General features: G+C 55.2%; 13 protein-coding genes, 1 pseudogene and 1 other annotated feature. Of the genes and pseudogenes, 4 read left to right on the forward strand and 10 right to left on the reverse strand.

The annotated features are described in order from the left end of the window. Positions 1 to 42: 42 nt before the first annotated feature. Positions 43 to 807, reverse strand: coding sequence for an SDR family NAD(P)-dependent oxidoreductase (locus tag ABE504_RS17365; protein ID WP_430090990.1), 765 nt, complete (start codon positions 805 to 807; stop codon positions 43 to 45). A gap of 115 nt (positions 808 to 922) precedes the next feature. On the opposite strand from ABE504_RS17365, the gene ABE504_RS17370 reads away from it, so the two are divergent. Continuing rightward, complete coding sequence (locus tag ABE504_RS17370; protein WP_430090992.1) at positions 923 to 1,324, forward strand: MerR family transcriptional regulator; 402 nt, start codon at positions 923 to 925, stop codon at positions 1,322 to 1,324. Between the two features lie 22 nt (positions 1,325 to 1,346). Here ABE504_RS17370 and ABE504_RS17375 read toward each other — a convergent pair whose 3' ends face one another. The 7 genes from ABE504_RS17375 to asd form a co-directional block, all read right to left on the reverse strand. Then, positions 1,347 to 2,822 (reverse strand): protein adenylyltransferase SelO, encoded by a 1,476-nt coding sequence (locus ABE504_RS17375; RefSeq protein ID WP_430090994.1) that lies wholly within the window; start codon positions 2,820 to 2,822, stop codon positions 1,347 to 1,349. 423 nt (positions 2,823 to 3,245) lie between these two features. Next, positions 3,246 to 4,013 (reverse strand): sugar phosphate isomerase/epimerase family protein, encoded by a 768-nt coding sequence (locus ABE504_RS17380; protein ID WP_430090995.1) that lies wholly within the window; start codon positions 4,011 to 4,013, stop codon positions 3,246 to 3,248. A gap of 128 nt (positions 4,014 to 4,141) precedes the next feature. Continuing rightward, positions 4,142 to 4,819 carry an ABC transporter ATP-binding protein gene (locus ABE504_RS17385; RefSeq protein WP_430090997.1) on the reverse strand — a complete coding sequence of 226 codons (678 nt, stop codon included), beginning with the start codon at positions 4,817 to 4,819 and terminating at the stop codon, positions 4,142 to 4,144. Further along, positions 4,816 to 5,943, reverse strand: coding sequence for an ABC transporter permease (locus ABE504_RS17390; protein ID WP_430090999.1), 1,128 nt, complete (start codon positions 5,941 to 5,943; stop codon positions 4,816 to 4,818). Before ABE504_RS17390 ends, ABE504_RS17385 begins: the two co-directional genes overlap by 4 nt. Positions 5,944 to 6,010: 67 nt before the next feature. Then, complete coding sequence (locus tag ABE504_RS17395) at positions 6,011 to 7,390, reverse strand: ATP-binding protein (protein WP_430091001.1); 1,380 nt, start codon at positions 7,388 to 7,390, stop codon at positions 6,011 to 6,013. Next, positions 7,387 to 8,064, reverse strand: coding sequence for a response regulator transcription factor (locus ABE504_RS17400; protein WP_430091003.1), 678 nt, complete (start codon positions 8,062 to 8,064; stop codon positions 7,387 to 7,389). The genes ABE504_RS17395 and ABE504_RS17400 overlap by 4 nt, the downstream gene beginning before the upstream one ends. A gap of 117 nt (positions 8,065 to 8,181) precedes the next feature. Then, positions 8,182 to 9,267, reverse strand: a complete 1,086-nt coding sequence (asd, locus tag ABE504_RS17405) for an aspartate-semialdehyde dehydrogenase (RefSeq protein WP_430091005.1) — start codon at positions 9,265 to 9,267, stop codon at positions 8,182 to 8,184. 130 nt (positions 9,268 to 9,397) lie between these two features. After that, positions 9,398 to 9,660: a binding site (T-box leader), on the reverse strand. A 224-nt stretch (positions 9,661 to 9,884) separates the two neighbouring features. Between asd and ABE504_RS17410 the strand changes: the two genes are divergently transcribed. After that, on the forward strand, positions 9,885 to 11,336 hold the full coding sequence (locus ABE504_RS17410) for a stalk domain-containing protein (RefSeq protein ID WP_430091007.1): 1,452 nt from the start codon (positions 9,885 to 9,887) through the stop codon (positions 11,334 to 11,336). Positions 11,337 to 12,182: 846 nt separating this feature from the next. On the opposite strand, the gene ABE504_RS17415 is transcribed toward ABE504_RS17410, so the two are convergent. Together ABE504_RS17415 and ABE504_RS17420 are read right to left on the reverse strand one after the other, a co-directional pair. After that, a complete protein-coding gene (locus tag ABE504_RS17415; RefSeq protein WP_430091009.1) occupies positions 12,183 to 13,385 on the reverse strand; it encodes an MFS transporter in 1,203 nt (400 codons plus the stop codon). A 165-nt stretch (positions 13,386 to 13,550) separates the two neighbouring features. Next, positions 13,551 to 16,007 carry a prolyl oligopeptidase family serine peptidase gene (locus ABE504_RS17420; RefSeq protein WP_430091010.1) on the reverse strand — a complete coding sequence of 819 codons (2,457 nt, stop codon included), beginning with the start codon at positions 16,005 to 16,007 and terminating at the stop codon, positions 13,551 to 13,553. 192 nt (positions 16,008 to 16,199) lie between these two features. Between ABE504_RS17420 and ABE504_RS17425 the strand changes: the two are divergent. Both ABE504_RS17425 and ABE504_RS17430 read left to right on the forward strand, forming a co-directional pair. Further along, positions 16,200 to 16,889 (forward strand): annotated as a pseudogene (locus ABE504_RS17425) (ABC transporter ATP-binding protein); the annotation flags it as partial. Between the two features lie 55 nt (positions 16,890 to 16,944). Beyond that, positions 16,945 to 17,739, forward strand: a complete 795-nt coding sequence (locus ABE504_RS17430) for an ABC transporter permease (RefSeq protein ID WP_430091012.1) — start codon at positions 16,945 to 16,947, stop codon at positions 17,737 to 17,739. The last annotated feature ends 14 nt before the right edge of the window (positions 17,740 to 17,753 follow it).

The raw sequence follows: 17,753 nt of genomic DNA on the forward strand, positions 1-17,753 counted from the left end.
AGAATAAAACCCGAAGGATCGACCGATCCCCCGGGCCTCATCTTACAGCATCATACCGCCTGACGCCTCAATCCGCTGCGCGTTCACCCAGCGTAATTCCTCGGTGCACAGCGATGCGATTAATCCGCCGATGTCGTCTGGCATCCCAACGCGTCCAAGCGCCGTCACCGAAGCGATATGGCGGTTCAACGCCTCATTGTCACGCACCCGACCGCCGCCAAAGTCCGTTTCGATCGCACCCGGTGCAACAACATTGGCGCGAATGCCGCGGTGGCCCCATTCTTTGGCCATATATTTGGTCAGCACCTCGATAGCGCCTTTCATGGCCGCATAAGTGCCGCTCCCCTCAAATGCAAAACGCGTCAAGCCGCTGGACAGATTGATGATGCCTCCGTTATCCGCGATGCGGGCGATCAGCTTCTGCGTCAGGAAGAAGACGCCTTTGAAATGCACATTCATCAAGTTGTCAAATTGCTCCTCCGTGACGCTGTCCAGCTTGCCGTTCAGGCCGAAGCCTGCATTGTTGATCAGAAAATCAAACTGCTCCCGGCCCCAACGCTCCCGCAGAACTGCCGCCAATCGTTGGGCAAAATCGTCAAATGTCGAGATGCTCCCCGCATCGAACTGAAGCGCCGCCGCTTGAGAGCCATTCGCTTCAATTTCGCGAACCACGGCCTCCGCTTCCTCTTGACGGGAATGATACGTGAGAATTACGTCAATCCCTTTGCGGGACAGCGCAATCGCTGTATTTTTCCCTAAACCTCTGCTTCCGCCTGTGATCACTGCAATTTTATGGTTCGTCGCCATGTTCGATCATACTCCTTATCGCTTAAATTGTGCCACTTGAACCCAAGTGTGTTTGTGGTCTATAGTGAGGTTATCACTTCGAGTTCACTCTAAGTCAAGCGAAAGGAACAAAAAAATGAAAACTTATACGATCAACGAAGTCGCCCAGAAGTTTGATCTCACCGCACATACGCTGCGTTATTACGATAAGGAAGGGCTGCTTCCTTTTGTGACCCGCACACCTGCCGGCAAACGGATTTTCTCCGATCACGATCTGGAGTGGATGAAATTGATCTGCTGCTTGAAGGATACCGGCATGCCGATCAAAGACATCAAACAATACAGCAACTGGGTAAGGCAGGGCAGCGAATCCATCGAAACGCGCAAAGCAATGCTCGCCGCCCACCGCGAGGAAGTCTTGAAGCAGATCGAGGCGCTCCATAAAAATGTGGACATCATCGATGCGAAAATCGCTTTCTATGAAAATCCGGAGCTGCGAACGCATCAGCATCCGTCTGTAGCAATGGAAGAAGTTTGAGCCTCGGCGGCTTCCTGAAAGCTTATGTCCCGCAAAACGTCTTATACCCGCAAGCCGACTTGGGCGGCTGCTCCGCATATTCCTCCTGCTCGGGACGGTGGGCATACGGATCCTTGAGCGCGGCCACCAGCCGCTCCATGACGGTATAATCGCCGTGCTGCACCGCCGCGTCCAGCGCTTCCTCCACGCGGTGATTCCGCGGGATGATCGCGGGATTGCTGCTCCGCATAAGGAGCTGTGACGCTTCCAGCGTCTCGGCTTGGCGGGACCGGCGCTCCTCCCAGCGCTTCAGCCAACTGTCAAATTGCTCCGAGCCATGCATCGGCGTATCTTCTGGCTTGCCAAACGTCAATGCGACAAATGTATTCGTAAGATCCGCCTGGTGCCCTTTCATCGCCTCCAGCAAATCGTGCGCAAGCGCGCTGTCCTCGGCTTCTTCGCCAAATAACCCGAGCTTCGCCCGCATGCCCGACAACCATGCCTGATGGTAGTGCGCGGAGTACGTCGCAATCGTGTCCTGCGCGATCTGCACAGCCTGCTCCTCGTCCTCGTGGAGCAGCGGCAGCAGCGCTTCGGCGAAGCGCGCCAAATTCCATCCGCCGATATACGGCTGATTGCCGTAAGCGTAGCGGCCTTGCGTATCGATGGAGCTGAACACCGTCGCCGGATCGTAGGCGTCCATAAACGCACACGGCCCGTAATCGATCGTCTCGCCGCTGAGCGCCACGTTGTCCGTATTCATGACGCCGTGGATGAAGCCGACGAGCATCCAGCGGGCGATCAGCTCGGCTTGACGCTGGATGACAGCTTCCAGCAGCCGCAGATAAGGCTGCTCGTCTGCAGCCAGCGCCGGGTAATGGCGCTGCAAGGTGTAATCGGCCAGCGCACGGAGCTCGGCCTCCGTTTTCCAGTGCGCGGCGTACTGGAACGTGCCTACGCGCAGGAGGCTCGCCGCGATGCGCGTCAGCACCGCGCCGGGCAGCACCGTCTCACGGTAGATCGTCTCGCCGGTGGCGGCCACCGCCAGGCTGCGCGTCGTCGGGATGCGCAGGCCATGCATCGCCTCGCTGATGATGTACTCGCGCAGCATAGGGCCGAGCGCCGCCCGGCCGTCGCCGCGCCGCGAGTACGGCGTCTGACCTGCGCCTTTGAGCTGGACGTCCACGCGGACGCCTTGCGGCGTCAACTGCTCGCCCAGCAAAATCGCCCGGCCGTCGCCCAGCAAGTTCAAGTGCCCGAACTGATGGCCGGCGTATGCCTGCGCCAGCGGCTCCGCGCCGTCAGGCAGTCGATTGCCGGCAAAGATCGACGCGCCTTTTTCGCTGTCCAGCGCATCGACGTCAAGCCCCAGTTCCGCCGCCAAGGTGCGGTTCAACACTACAAGCTCCGGCGCTTCAACTCGCGTCGGTTTGCAAGGGGTAAAAAGCGAAGACGGCAAATTCGTGTACGAGTTGTCGAACTGCCAGCCCATTTCATGCGATGAGAATTCGTTTGTCATAGGGATTAGTCCTTTTTAGAGGGAGTTAAGTTCTGCCAACTATTATACCCTTTTCGCGGGGAGATCAACAGGCGCGGGGATGACTGGCTCGGCATGGAAAAAAGACTCCCTCAATGGAAGTCTTCCACTTATCACATGAACTGGAATTTCTCCAGTACATTTTCGTCTTTTCAACCAAATCTGGGTACTGAACTGGAATTCTTCCCGTACATTTACCCTTTTGGCGGCAAACACCTCGAAACTGCTGAAATGAGCAGGAGGTTTTCCAGTTCATCTGGCGCATGAGCGGTCTCCAGTTGAAATGAACGGGAGGTTTTCCAGTTCATGGACTTGCAGTGCTAGGTGACTTGCCTAGCTCCCCTTGTTGTCAATTGATGCGCATAGCCTGTCATCTTGACAACCACAACGAGGCGATACTCACCATCAGCGACCAAACACCCTCCTCATAAAATCCAAGCTCGCCGTCAGTTCCCGCTCCTTATCCTTCACCGTACATTCCGCCGAAATCATGCCGGCATACCCCGCCTGGTTGAGCGCCGCCGTAAAATCCGCGTACGGATAAACTCCAGTACCAGGGCTAAGCCTTCCCGTATCCGCCAGATGAATATGCTGGAGCCACTTGCTGTACGTGACCAGCGACGTCAACGGATCTCCTTCTTCTTGCATATGATAAAAGTCCGCCAACACCCGAATCTCCGGCCGATTCACCTGCTCGGCGAACGAAACGGCTTCCGCAATCGTCATCACCAGATTCGTTTCCTTTCGGTTCAGCGGCTCGATCGCCAGCACCGTGCCCGTTCCCGCGAACGCATCAGCCATGCGGCTGAGCAGCCCGAGGAACTGCTCATCGGCGCGCGCAGGCTCCCAGCCGTCCGGGCTATGCCGTGCTTTGCCGCTGCCGAGCACGACCGTCTCCACGCCGATCCGGTGCAAGGCCTCGGCTGCTTTTTCCACATAGCGCGCGATCCGCGCATCGTCCACATCCGGCCCCACGACCTTCAAGTCGCCGGGGAAAAAGATGTTCATCGCCCGCACCGGCAGCGGGCTCTCAATAAACAGCGGGAGCTTCTCCGCGAATTCCCGTTCATTTTCCAAACTGAGCGAAACGACCGCACACTCGATGTAATCAAAGCCCCGTTTCCGAAGTTCACCCGCATCCTCAATCGGGCTGCACCATCCAAAAGAACGCATGCCTCTCATCCCTTTCGCTTATCGAATACTTCATGTCTGTTTCGATAAGCGTAGCATAAGGGAAGTCGGATGTAGTATGGCAAAACAATTTAACTTTTTGTCAAAATCGCTTTTCCTTTAAAAAGTCTTTAACGCGCTACCAACCGCCCGTTCTCCAACCACAACACCCGGTCGCAAGCCGGCAGCACGCGCTCGTCGTGCGTAACCATCACCGCGCTTTTGCCCTGCGTCCTCACCTCCAGCGCAATCATCTCGACGACCGCAAGCCCTCGGAGTCCGTCGAGACTAGCCGTCGGCTCATCCGCAAGGATAACGGCCGGATCGTTCATCAGCGCCCTCGCAATCGCCACCCGCTGACGCTCACCGCCGGACAGCTTCTCCGGGTATGCCTGACGGCGATGCTGCAATCCGAGTCGCTCCAACAAATCTTCGGAGCGCTCCTCCGCTTCTCGCCCTTTCACCCCGGCTAGCTTGGCGACAAGCTCCAACTGCTCTGCAACTTTCAGATACGGAATCAGATTCGAGCTTTGGAAAATAAAGCCCAGCTTCCGCAGCCGTAAGTCGGCTAGTCCGGTCTGATCCAAGCCGACAATCGGCTCGCCGTCGACTTCAATCGAGCCGCCGGACGGCGCCAGCAAGGCGCCAGCGATGGACAGGAACGTGCTTTTTCCCGAGCCCGACGGCCCCATGACCGCCACAAACTCCCCGGCTTTCACCTGCAAATCAAGGTCGCATAAAATCATGCGCTGTGCCCCGCCATCGTCAAAGCTCCGGGAAATCCCCTTCATCTCCAGTCGATTCCTCATGCCGCAGACCTCCCAATCGCATCAAGCGCGTCTACGCGGACGACTTGCCATACGGAGAGCAGCGAGCCGAGCACGGACATCAGTATAAAAGCCAAGCAAGTAAACGTCAGCGTTGCGCCTGTCAGTTGAAACGGCATGCCGCTGGGCAAAACCGCCGCCAACGCCAGCACCACGGCACAACTAATCGCAAGGCTGCCAATAGCGAGCACAAGCACTTGCAGCGTTACACTTTGGATCAAATACCGTGTCCGTGTGCCAATTGCTTTCAGAATGCCGAATTGGCTGGTTTTTTGAATCGTAATGACGTAGAAGAAAACAGCCAGCACAAACGCTGAAATCACGAACAAAAAGACGATCATCATGAGCAGTGAGCCCTGCTCCTCTTTGTAGCCAGGAATCGCGGACACCGCATCCGACTTGGATATAAATTCAGCTTTACCGCCGAACGCGGCTGCCAATTGTTCACTTTGCGCCTTCGTCGCTTGCAGCGCGACGGCCGAGTAGCGCACGCCTTCACCGGCTGCTCCACCAATCGCAGGTTTAACCGCCTGGAGCTTAGCCCAATCCTGTAAGTTCATCACAACGACGGCCGAGTGGCTGAATGACTCATTCTTCACAAACCCGCTGACCGTCCAGCTGAGGCCTGACGCCTGATCCACCAGCACAGTGCCAAGCTTCACCCCGGCGTCCGCCAGCTTGCGATCAACCAGCACCGTGCCAGACGGCGATGCCGCGGCAATTCCCTCGCCCGACACCACCTGCGGTGCCAACCACCCCGCCGGGTTCACGCCCATCAGCGTCACGTCCAGCTTTTGCGACATCCCCTTGGGAATAACGGTCGTCATGGCTAGTCCAAACGGTTCCGCCTTCCCTTCTCCGACAATGGCAGTTGCCTGATCAAGCAAGCTGGCATCCACCTTCGAGCGAGTAAACCGGTGCTCCGCCCCCTGCTCCAACAAGTAATGGGTGGCGGCTTGATTTTGAATCGAAGCTGCGTTATCGTAGGCGAGCCCTTTGGCGAGGCCTGTTACGAACAGCACCAAAAACGCCACAAGCAGCATAATGACGGCAATCAGCGAATATCTGGCTTTGGCAAATCTTAATTCACGAAGTGCGAGATACATCTTGCTTCCCTCCTTTGACTATGTGTCCAGTTTAGGAAGCGAAAATGAACGGCGCATGAACGGCCGATTACAAATGCGGAAGCTCAATCTTGAACGTCGTTCCCTCGCCGAGGGTGGAATGAACCGTAATATCGCCGCCGTGGAGCCCCACGATTTTTTTGACAATAGCCAGTCCCAGTCCCGTACGTCCTGAGGCACGCTCCCTAGCGCGGTCGACCCGATAGAACCGGTCAAAAAGAAACGGCACATGCTCAGGGGCAATACCCTCCCCAGTATCACGAATCTCAACTACGCACCCAGCTCTGCCGTTCTCTGCGCTGATTTCGATCGAGCTTCCTGCCGGAATATGCTGAATGGCATTGCCGATCACATTCATCCATACTTGCATAAGCAGCACTTCCTCCCCGTAAACGGTGACCGTCTCTGGCACCGCCAGCTTCAGAAACAGCTCCTTCTCATCGAGCTGCCACTGCATGACTTGCACGGCTTGCCGAAGCTGCCCCTTCAGTGGATAGCTCGTTCGATGCATCGCTTCAGCGCCCTGCTCCAGCGACGACAACGTCAGCAGCTGCTTGCCGAGCATGGACAGATGCTTCGTCTCCGCTTCAATGATTTTCGCATAATGTTCCCGCTCTTCGTTCGGCAGCTCGCGCGCCGACAAAATATGCGCAAACCCCTGCATCGACGTGAGCGGCGACTGAATTTCGTGCGAGACGTTGGCGACAAACTGCTGCCGCGCCTCGTCAATCCGCTCCAGCTCCCGGCTCATCGTCATAAAATGTCCTGCCAGCTGGCCGATCTCATCCTTGCGCTTGTCCGGCAGCTTCAGGTTGTAGTTCCCCTGCGCGATCCGTTTGGTAGCCTCCGACAGCCGCGTGATCGGCTTGACCAAATACCTCGTGCTGAGCAAGAAGCACAGCACACTGATCGCGATCGTCAAGCCAAAAATCAGCGCAAAAAACGTCCGCAATTCCCCGAACTGCAGCAACACGTCCGGCCGCACGAACATGGCGTAAGTGTGACCACCGTGAACGACAGGTACCCCGACCGTATTGCTCAGTGTATTTTCAAAAAATCCTGAAATATAAAGCTTGTTCGGAAACTGTGCAACACCGTGATACTCGCCGCCTTGCAGCACCTCTGCCACGGCCGCCGCCGTCAGATCCTGTTCCCGAAACTCTCGCCCGAAAAACAGCTGATTTTCCCGTCCGTCGGTGACATAAATTTCATAGCCAAGTGCGGCGGCATTGCCCAAATAACGATCCATCTTCGCCCCATCTTGCTCGAGAAACTGCTTCATTTGCGTCGCAATGGCGATCAGCTTGGTGTCATTGAACGGTTTGAGCTTTACGTGATAGTAGATGTTCGACAACAGGAATCCCAACATGCTGCTGATCAAAATAACGGCGAGCGTCATAAATAGCACACGAACATACAAGGATTTCAACGGTCCTTCACCTCGAGTTTATAGCCGATGCCGCGCACGGTTTGGATGGCAAAATCGTCGATATAATCGGCGAAACGCTGCCGCAGCCTTTTGATATGGACATCGACTGTGCGGTCGTCTCCTTCGTAATCTGCGCCCCACACGAGCCGAATCAGCTCCTCGCGCGCGAACAATCGCCCCGGAAACTGGGCTAGCTGGGAAAGCAGCTCAAACTCCTTCATCGGCAAGAGCAGCACGTTCTCGCCATCTGTCACCTCCACGTTGCTCCGGTCAATCACGATCCGGTTCAAAACCAGCTTGTCGCTGGCCGTCCGCTGATATCGGCGAAACAGCGCTTTCACCCGGAACAGCAGCTCCTCCGGCTCAAACGGCTTCGTCACGTAATCGTCCGTGCCTTTGAGATAACCCTGCTCTTTATCTGTCAGCTGCGCCCGAGCCGTCAGCAAAATAATCGGAATATCGTACTCACTACGAATCGTTTCGCACAGCGCCAACCCGTCCATGCGCGGCATCATAATGTCCAGAATCGCCAGATCGATCGCCGTTTCGCCCATCAGCTCCAGCGCCTGTTTCCCATCCTGTGCCTCATGGACCGCATACCCTTCACGGCTGAGCACATAGCGCACCAACGAACGGATATGCGGATCATCGTCCGCAACCAATACCTGCTTCATCCTCCACGTCTCCTCCCCATCCCTGCGTTGCTGCTAGCATAGCATATTTCCTACGACTACGAAAAAAAAGACCGCCCGCGTCCCTGTTACAGAACGGAGCAGTCTTTCGTTTTAACATTATTTTGCTTGAATGTAGCCTTCGGCTTTCAGCAATTCCGCGATCAGCACTGCACCACCTGCTGCGCCGCGCAGCGTGTTGTGGGAAAGACCGACGAATTTGAAGTCGTACAGGGAATCTTCACGCAGTCGGCCTACGGAAACGCCCATGCCGCCCTCGATGTCGCGATCCAGCTTCGTTTGCGGTCTGTTTTCTTCTTCAAAATACGTGATAAACTGCTTCGGAGCGCTCGGCAATTCCAGCTCTTGCGGGCGGCCTTTGAAGTTCAGCCAGCGCGCCAGGATTTCTTCTTTGGACGGCTTTTTCTCAAAGGAAGCGAACACCGTTGCCAAGTGACCGTCCGTAACCGGAACACGGATACACTGTGTTGTAATGAGCGGAGAGCTCGCTTTCACGATCGCGCCGTCTTGCACACTGCCCCAGATGCGGAGCGGCTCCTGCTCGCTTTTTTCTTCTTCCCCGCCGATGTACGGGATCACGTTGTCGAGCATTTCCGGCCAGTCGGTGAAGTTTTTGCCCGCACCGGAAATCGCTTGGTACGTCGATGCGACAACCGTCGTCGGATTAAACTCTTTCAGCGCGTTCAGCGCCGGCACGTAGCTTTGGATCGAGCAGTTCGGCTTCACCGCGATGAAACCAGTCGTTGTATTCAGGCGCTTTCTTTGCGCCGCGATGACGTCCATGTGGCCGGGATTGATTTCCGGTACGATCATTGGAACGTCCGGCGTCCAGCGGTGCGCAGAGTTGTTGGAAATGACAGGCGTGCCGGTTTTCGCGTAAGCTTCTTCTAGCGCCTTGATTTCTTCTTTTTTCATATCGACCGCGCAGAAAATAAAATCAACTTCGGAGGCAAACGCTTCTACTTTGGATGCGTCCTGCACGACGATTTTTTTCACCGCTTCCGGGATCGGAGTCGCGAGCTTCCATCTGTTTTGCACGGATTCTTCATATGTTTTGCCGGCCGAGCCAGCGCTTGCTGCAATCGCCGTAACTTCAAACCAAGGGTGTCCATCCAGCAGCTGCACAAAACGCTGCCCAACCATGCCTGTGCCGCCAACAATACCTGCTTTTAGTTTCTGTGTCATGTGAACTTCATTTCCTTTCATGTAAGGTCTTTATGTTAAAAACGTATTCAGCTTTTCAGCAATTGGTGTACCCCGCCGCGTGGTGCGACATCCGCTAACAAAAAAATCCCACCCCCAAGACTGATTAAGTCTCAGGGACGAGATTGATCGACTCGTGGTACCACCCTAGATTCGCCAACATGTCGCCATGCCAGCCTCTTCAAGTACGGCATTGCATGCAATGCTTATACTTTAGCTCTGTAACAGGAGCTCCTGGCACACCATCCCCCGCGCTTACGGTTCCGATGAGCTGCTCTGAGTCTTTTTTCAATAAACAACGCTTTACTCCTTTTCAGCTGCCGGAGCTCTCTGTGAAAGAATGTATTTATCTACTCGTCTCTTCATCGCATTTCAAATTCAATGTTGGGATTATATTATCAGATAACGGGGGCCAGGTAAACTATAATTTTAAAAAAATCCAAAAAATAAGCCCTGCCAATTCCTCCTTCCCGCCATAAAGCGACACAATAAGTACCCAAGCCTCCGAATGATATGAGAAACAGGTCCGAAGTCCTAATCCAGCCAAGATAACCAGCTTCGCCGTCCAATACGACCCGATGAAAAAGGAGACCCTACCCATGTTCACTCGCTCACCGTTCAAGCTTGGCGCGGCCTTGCTTTTGTCTACAGCTTTATTGACCGGCGGGACATCCGCTTTTGCCGCATACTCTCCATCTGTTAACGCCAGTACGAAGCTTGTCTATGCCGCCGGCAAAAACTTTACCGTCAACGTTGTCACCGTCGATCTGACGGATCCTATGCTTGAAATCGCCCCAGCGCTCGCAGACGGCGGTATCGGCCACGATGCCTCGTTCTCGTCCATTGTCGAGCGTGAAAACGCTGTAGCGGCTATTAATGGTACGTTTTTTAACGCTTATGAATCCAACCCTTACATCCGCTTTCCCAACGGCTCCATGGTGAAGTCAGGCGAAGCGATCCATTCCGGCGAGAACCAAACGCTGATTCTGGATAAAAATAAAGTACCGGATATTCAATTTGTCGATCTCGATATTTCAGTCAAGGTAAGCGAGGGCGGTGGCACGTATACGATCTCCCCTTGGGGAATTAACAAATATTATGGCGATGCCAGCACCGACCAGATTGTATGGTACACACCGCAGTTTGGTAGTTGGATCGGCTACCCAGGCGGAACGAAAGTCGTCATTCAGGACGGCCTCGTGACCAAAATTACGCAGGATTCCGTCTCTGTACCGGATGATGGCTACGTGTTGTTTGTCGGCAACAGCGCCAACAATAAGTCCAACGTGCTGACGAAGGTCGACTTAGGAGATCGGGTAACGACCTCGCTGCTGGCCAAAGGCGAAAACGGCAATCTGGACGCAAAGTCGTGGCTTGCGGCGATCGGCGTTGGCCCGAAGCTGGTTAGCGGCGGCGCCGTGGACATCAACTACAGCCGCGACGGCTTCAGCGACCCGAAGGTAACTTCCAGCGCTGCTGCGCGCAGCTTCGTCGGCGTGGACGCTTCCGATCACCTCGTGATGGGAACCGTCCCCAGCGCGACCTTGCCCCAGCTCGCCGCCATTGCGGTCGCGCTCGGCCTGAAGGAAGCGATGAACATGGACGGCGGGTCCAGTTCCGCGCTGTATGCGAACGGAACCACGATGACGTACGCGGGGCGCGAGCTCAGCAATGCCTTGGTCGTCCGCAAGCTGGACAAGCCCATCGTGCAAATCGAAATCAACGGCAGCTATATGACCGACTACAAAGGCTATATCGTCGGCGAGACGACCGTTGTGCCGATCCGCCCGTTCATCACCGCGATGAACGCCAGCTTTGCGTGGAATGCGGCGACGCGCACCGCGACCATTACCAGCGGCGGCGTCACACTGCAGCTGCAGGACGGCAAGTCCACCGCCACTGTGAACGGCAAAGCCGTGGCGGTTCCGGTGCCGCTCCAGATCATGAGCGACAGCCGGATGTACGTCCCGCTCCGCCTCGTTGCGGAGTCGCTCAACAGCAAAGTCACGTGGAACAGCAAGCTGTACCGCGCCTCGATCCAGCTGCCGTAGGGCCGCGCACAGCTGCTTTAATTGAGAACAAGCCAGCGCTATGTTGGCTTGTTCTGCATTCCAGGGGCACGACTTGCTGCGAGAACGCAGCCAGTTCAATAACATTAGCTACTTTAAAACCTTGACTCTCCCACGAAACTTTCATCTAATGCACCCCCATTGTGCGCCCGCCCACCTATTCACTTTCGGACACCCCCTGTATCTCCATTAGCCTCGATCCCCCACTGCTCAAAATCCCTCACTCCCGCTTGTGTAACCGGTTGCAAACCCTCTTAGTTTCCATAATTCCGGCGAATCGACTACTTTAGCTAGGGCTAGGCCCTCTTAGCTCCGCTGCATATCGTCAAACTAGCCTATTTTTACCGATGTAACCGGTTGCAAACCCTCTTAGTTTCCATAATTCCGGCCAATCGGCTACTTTAACTAGGGCTAGGCTCTCTTAGCTCTCCCCCATACCTGCTTGCCAACAACCTCTCTCCAAATAAGAGCGGTAAAGCACTGCTATTCTGACCGATTCACTCCTTTCGCCGAAAATAAGCGTGGAAAACCACTTTTATCGCACAGAAAAAGCTCGCTTTCGGCGAGCTTGCCTCCAAATAGGAGTGGTTTACTACTTCTATTTCGCTGAAGCTCTCTTCTCCCACCCAAATAGAAGTGGTTCACCACCCTTATCAGATCTGGGACGAAGAGGACTGAGTCGAGTCTGGAACTAGTTGGAGCGGGTCTGAGTTGGGTCTCAATTGAGTCTCAATCAAGTTTGCTCGGGCATGAAGCTAGTTTGAATCGGGTCAGAAGCGGTCTGCTAACACGCCAACGCCGCTTCTGCCCCACCCGAGCAAGTCCCAACTACCTCCCTACCTCCGCGCCCCCAGCTTCCCCTTGTCGCTCGAACAGTTCCGTGCTTTTGCCCGAGAACAAAGGCACGATGAAAGCACACACCAACGCGAGCGCGATCAGGAGGTAGAACGTGCCACCGTGCAGATCCTGCACGGATAGCGCCACGACGAGCAAGCCGATCCGGGAGACGTTCAGGCACCCTTCCCGCCACAGAAAAATCCGCGCCTGCTGCATCGCAGGCTGCTTCGAAATAATCCGGAACTGCCGCGTGTTCCACACCGTTCCGAAATAAAACATGCCGATCGTCGTGAACAGATTCGACAAGATCAAGATCGGCGCTTTCGGCAGCAGCGGCAGCAAAATCCCGACGGCCAGGAACGTCATGCCGATTTTAAGCCAGAGGCCCTCCTTCACCCGCAACCGCCGATACAGCATCATCGCGCCAATTGCCGAGGAAGCGTACAGCACATTGAATAGCGCGATAATCAGCTTATCCTCGGACACGGAAAACGTGAACACCAGCGCGAACAGCATCTGAAATTGCAAGAACACGCCCGCAGCCAACAACGACGGCACCATCCAGCGCAGTGCGGAAGTCGAGAATACGAGCTGAAATCGCAAGCCTTGAAACAGTTTCTCCGTGCTGCCGGCCAGCGTAATCGTCGGAATGAAGAACGAAACGGCCATAAGCAGCGCCACGAACAAAAACATCAGCAAAAAAGAACCCGAATAGCCGATCCACTTGATAATCAAGGCGAATGCAATCGGATTCACAATTGAAATAACCTGGTTAATAATATTCGACATCGAGAAGTACTGCTCAAAGTCGCGTCCTTTGCCGAAAACGCTGAGCGTAATGTTTTGCGCGGAGGCGTAGAAGCCCCACATAATGCCGATCGGCATGGCGATAATGGCGATCCACAGCAGCCGATTGTCCAGCTCGAGCGTGGAGAGCAGCAAGAATACGAGTCCGCCGCAAATCGCGTTCGAACGAATTAGGACGCGCGTCGTAAAGCTGGTCAACAGGCGTGAGCCCACGCCAAACGCCAGCGTCCACATCACGAACAGGACGAGATTGAACCAGACGACCTCGGAGATTTTGTTGTTTTTTTCCCAAATAAACAGATTGACGAAGATTCCGATGTAGTTAAAAATAATGGTCGATGCCGCGTTCATCAGCAGCAGTCTTTTCATGGCTCCGCTTAATTGCATAGTTTCAGCCGCCTTCTTGGAAGTGTACTAACATTTATTGAAACAACGTGCTTGGCTGACTTACACAATTCGACTCCCGCTTCGCGATTCCTGCGCCCAACGCTACATACAGCAAAAAAGAGCCGTTCCTCCCCGCTAACCTGCGGAGACCCCGGCTCTTTCCTCTTATTCCGTTCTGTTTTTCACATTTTTACTAAGAAAATGAATAAGTGCTTCGTAGAAATCGCGTTCGTTTTCCAGCTTTTGATACCCGTGTCCCTCATTGGCTTTCAGCATGTAAGGGACATCGAAGTCCAGCTTGCGGAGCGCAGCAACCATCTGATCCGACTCCGCCTTGTTCACGCGCGGATCGTTCGCGCCCTGCACGATCATCAGCGGCGCTTGGATCTGATCCGCATGCAGCAGCGGCGAGGCCGCCTCCAGCAGCTTGCGATCCTTCACCGGATCGCCGACCTGCGCATACATTTGCTGGCGCCCGTTCTCCCAATACGGCGGCATGGTGCGCAGGAACGTCAGCAGGCTCGACGGTCCCACGACATCAACACCCGCCGCGTACACATCCGGCGTGAACGCCATGCCAGCGAGCGTCGCATATCCGCCGTAGGAGGCGCCATAGATGCCGACCCGCTTAGGATCGGCAATCCCCCGCTTCACGAGCCAGTTCACGCCGTCGGTGATGTCGTTCTGCATCGCGGCGCCCCACTGCTTATCCCCGGCGTGCAGGAACGCCTTGCCGTAGCCATCAGAGCCGCGGTAATTCAGCTGCAGCACCGCGTACCCTTGGCTGGCGAGCAGCTGCACCTCCATGTTGAAGCCCCAGGAATCGCGCGCCCACGGTCCGCCGTGCGGATTCACAATCACGGGCAGCTTATTCGCGATGACGCCCTTCGGCAGCGTGAGGTAGCCGTGAATCGTCAGGCCGTCCCGGCTCTGGAATGAGATCGGCTTCATATCCGCCATCCGGTCTTCTTTCAATTGCGGAGCAATGTCGGCGATCTTCTCGATTCGATCCGATCGTTGGTCCCAGAGATAGTAGCTTCCGTACGATTTGTCGCTGTCGGTATACAAAAGGACGAGATCCTTGTCCAAGGAACCAACAAAGCCCCAGTGCGTTGTGTGAAGCTGCTCTTCGATTTTTTGCGCTTTCGCCTTGAGCTCCGGGTCCAGAAAGGCCGTATGCTTCTCTTCCGTTTCGTAACTGACCGCGAGAATCGCTTTCTTTTTATAAGAGTAGATCAAATCGTTCACATCGGCGTCTTCGTTGGCATAGATCACTTCCGCTTCCTTCTTGGCCGCCGGATCGTAGCGAACCAGCGCCTGCTTGTCACGGCCGACCGACGATGCCGCATACAATTGCTTGTTGTCAGCTGTGAACATGACCGGGATAAACGTATCGTCCTTCGCAAACGTCGCTATCTTCTCAAAGTCTTTGCCGTCATCCTCCCGATACAAGAGGCTTGTCGTCTCTCCGTCCTGCGCCAGCCCTGCGCGCACTTCGCCCCAATTATCGACGGCCCAGAGCTCGACATTGCCCGGATTTTGCACATACATGGTCGGTTCGCCCGTCATCAAATTGACCCGCACGACATCCATCGCTTTCGGATCGCGGCGGTTCATCGTTAGGAGCAGCTCATAATCACTTTCATTTTTCGCAGGCCATACGTCCAGCAAGTCCGACTTGACATTCTTGAATGGTGTCAAATCGCGATCGTTCGTGCCGTCGACCTGAATTGCGTGGATGTGCGTATTCTCCGATCCGCCGCTGTCGATCCCGTACACCAACACATGATCGGTCACCCAGTAGATGCTCTGGATATTATCCACCTTAGCGTTCGTCAGACGAACGCCTTCCCTTTCCCCAACTTTCTGAACGTACAGATTCATCCGATTCTCCCACGGGTGCAAGTACGCCAGCATCGTGCCGTCCGGCGAGAGCCGAAGCTGGATTTTATCCGGCAGCTGCAGGAGCTCCTCCAGCGAAACGCCGCCTTGCGTTAATTCTTCTTTTTGCGTGAGGGTGCGGTATAAAAAGAGCACGAGCTGCGCCCTGGTCACCTGCTCCTTCGGCATAAACGTCAGCTGCTCGGTAATCGCGTGCTGTTTCAATTTGACGACATCGGCATGATGCGCCGAACCGATCTCGGCCTCATCCTTGAGCCACGTCTGGATGCCGTTATCGTTCAGCTTAAAAGCGCGCACAAGCAAGCTCGCCATTTGCTCGCGCGTCAGTGGTGCGTCCGGCTCGTAGTTACCGCCGTCCCCCTGCACGATGTTCAGCTCTTTCAGGGCGTTCACGGCCTCCGCATAAGGACTTGCGGCCGGTACGTCGGCAAAGCCATTCAGAGCTTTGGGCTTTGCGGCATGCAGCGCGCTGGCAAGCCACACTGCGGCGTCGCCACGGGTAACGGCTTCATCGGGATGAAAGCCGCCGTCCGCCTCGGCATCGTCCACGATACCCTGCTGCTTCAAGCTGCCGATGGCTTGCGCGGCGTAATGGTCCGGCGGAACGTCCGGATACGCGCTCGGGAGGCTGCAGGCCTGCGCGTACGCCGGCAAAGCGGCACAAAAGATCAGGGCTGCCGCAAGGAAAGAAGCAGCTTTGGTACGTAAAGCTATTTTCATAGAAAGCCTCCTGTAATGTGAATGCGACAAATCGTCATACGTGCCATTATATACCATAACAGGGTAAAAAAAATAGGTTCATAGAAAGTTTCATAGATTTTCTCCTATCGAAAGACTTTCTTAAGATTTAAGAAAGAAGGATGCATGGGTTGCCCGCTATGATAGACCTATGAGAACCAAGGAGGCTGTACCATGACAAAGAAACCGATTGTCCATGTTCATCAACTCACCAAACGTATCCGCAATAAAACGCTGGTTGACCGCATTTCCTTCGAGCTGTTTCCCGGCGAAGTGTTCGGCTTGCTCGGTCCTAACGGCGCTGGCAAAACGACAACGATCCGCATGATCGTTGGCCTTATTCGCATGAGCGAAGGCGATGTGACGATTAACGGACACAGCATTCGTACCAACTTTCGCGAGGCGATCTCGCACATCGGCGCCATCGTCGAGAATCCGGAGATGTACAAGTACATGTCCGGCCTGCACAATCTGCGGCACTTCGCCCGCATGACGGGCCGTGAGACCGTCTCTGAAAAGCGCATCGCAGAGATTGTGCAGTTAGTCGGCCTTACTTCGGCTATCCACGACAAGGTCAAAACCTACTCGCTCGGTATGCGCCAGCGGCTTGGCATCGCCCAAGCCCTGCTCCATCAGCCCGCCGTGCTCATTCTCGACGAACCGACGAATGGCCTCGATCCCGCCGGCATTCGGGATATGCGCCTCCTTGTCCGCAAGCTCGCGGAGGAAGAAGGCATCGCTGTGCTCGTCTCCTCCCATTTGCTGGCGGAGATGGAGCTGCTGTGCGACCGTTTCGGGATCGTGATGCAGGGCCGGATGACGGACACTTTTGCCCTGAACGACTTACAGTCTTCTAAGGATGATGCCAACAAGATGACGCTGGAAGAGAAATTTATCGAACTGACGGAGGGCCGGAGCTATGCTTAATGTACAAAAGCTGATTTATAACGAACTCATCAAACTTGCAAGCAAAACAGGCAATTGGGTGATGACCGCCCTGCTTCCCCTGCTCGTTCTGGGCGCCGCTCTCCTCTGCCGCTATGCCGGGGCGGACGAACTAGACATGCCGAACGTGTGGGTGTTCATGGACCTGATCCTGTCGGCGATCCCAAACCTCATGGACATCGTCACTTTGTTCACGATCATAGTGGCTGCCGGCATCGTCGCCTCCGAATTCTCGGGCGGCACAATCAAATTGCTGCTTATTCGCCCGTTTCACCGTTCAACGCTGCTGTTTGCCAAGTACGCTGCATCACTGCTGTACGGCTTATGCCTGATGGTGCTGCTTGCGCTGTCCGGCTTTCTGATCGGCGGTCTCCTCTTCGGCTTTGACGGCGGCTCGGCTGCCCACGCCGGAAGCTCATTGACCGATGCAGGCTATGTATGGAAAGCACTCGGCTGCAGTGCGATCGAACTTGTCGTGATGGTCTCGCTGGCTTTCATGTTCTCAACGGTCTTTCGCTCAAGTGCGATGGCGATCGGCATTTCGCTGTTTTTCCTGCTCGCCGGAGGGCAGCTTGCCTACGTGCTTAAACCGTTTGCCTGGTCCAAATACTTGATTTTTGCGAACAGCAATCTTTTGCTGTATCTGGACGGCAATCCGATCCTCGCAGGTATGACGCTTCATTTTTCATTAATGGCATTAACGATTTATCTCATCGGCTTTCTGGGGCTCTCCTGGCTTGTTTTTGCGAAACGGGACGTGGCCGGCTAGCCGGACGCTTTTCA

The organism is Paenibacillus oryzisoli (assembly GCF_050467285.1).
GTDB classification, from domain to species: domain Bacteria; phylum Bacillota; class Bacilli; order Paenibacillales; family NBRC-103111; genus Paenibacillus_E; species Paenibacillus_E oryzisoli_A.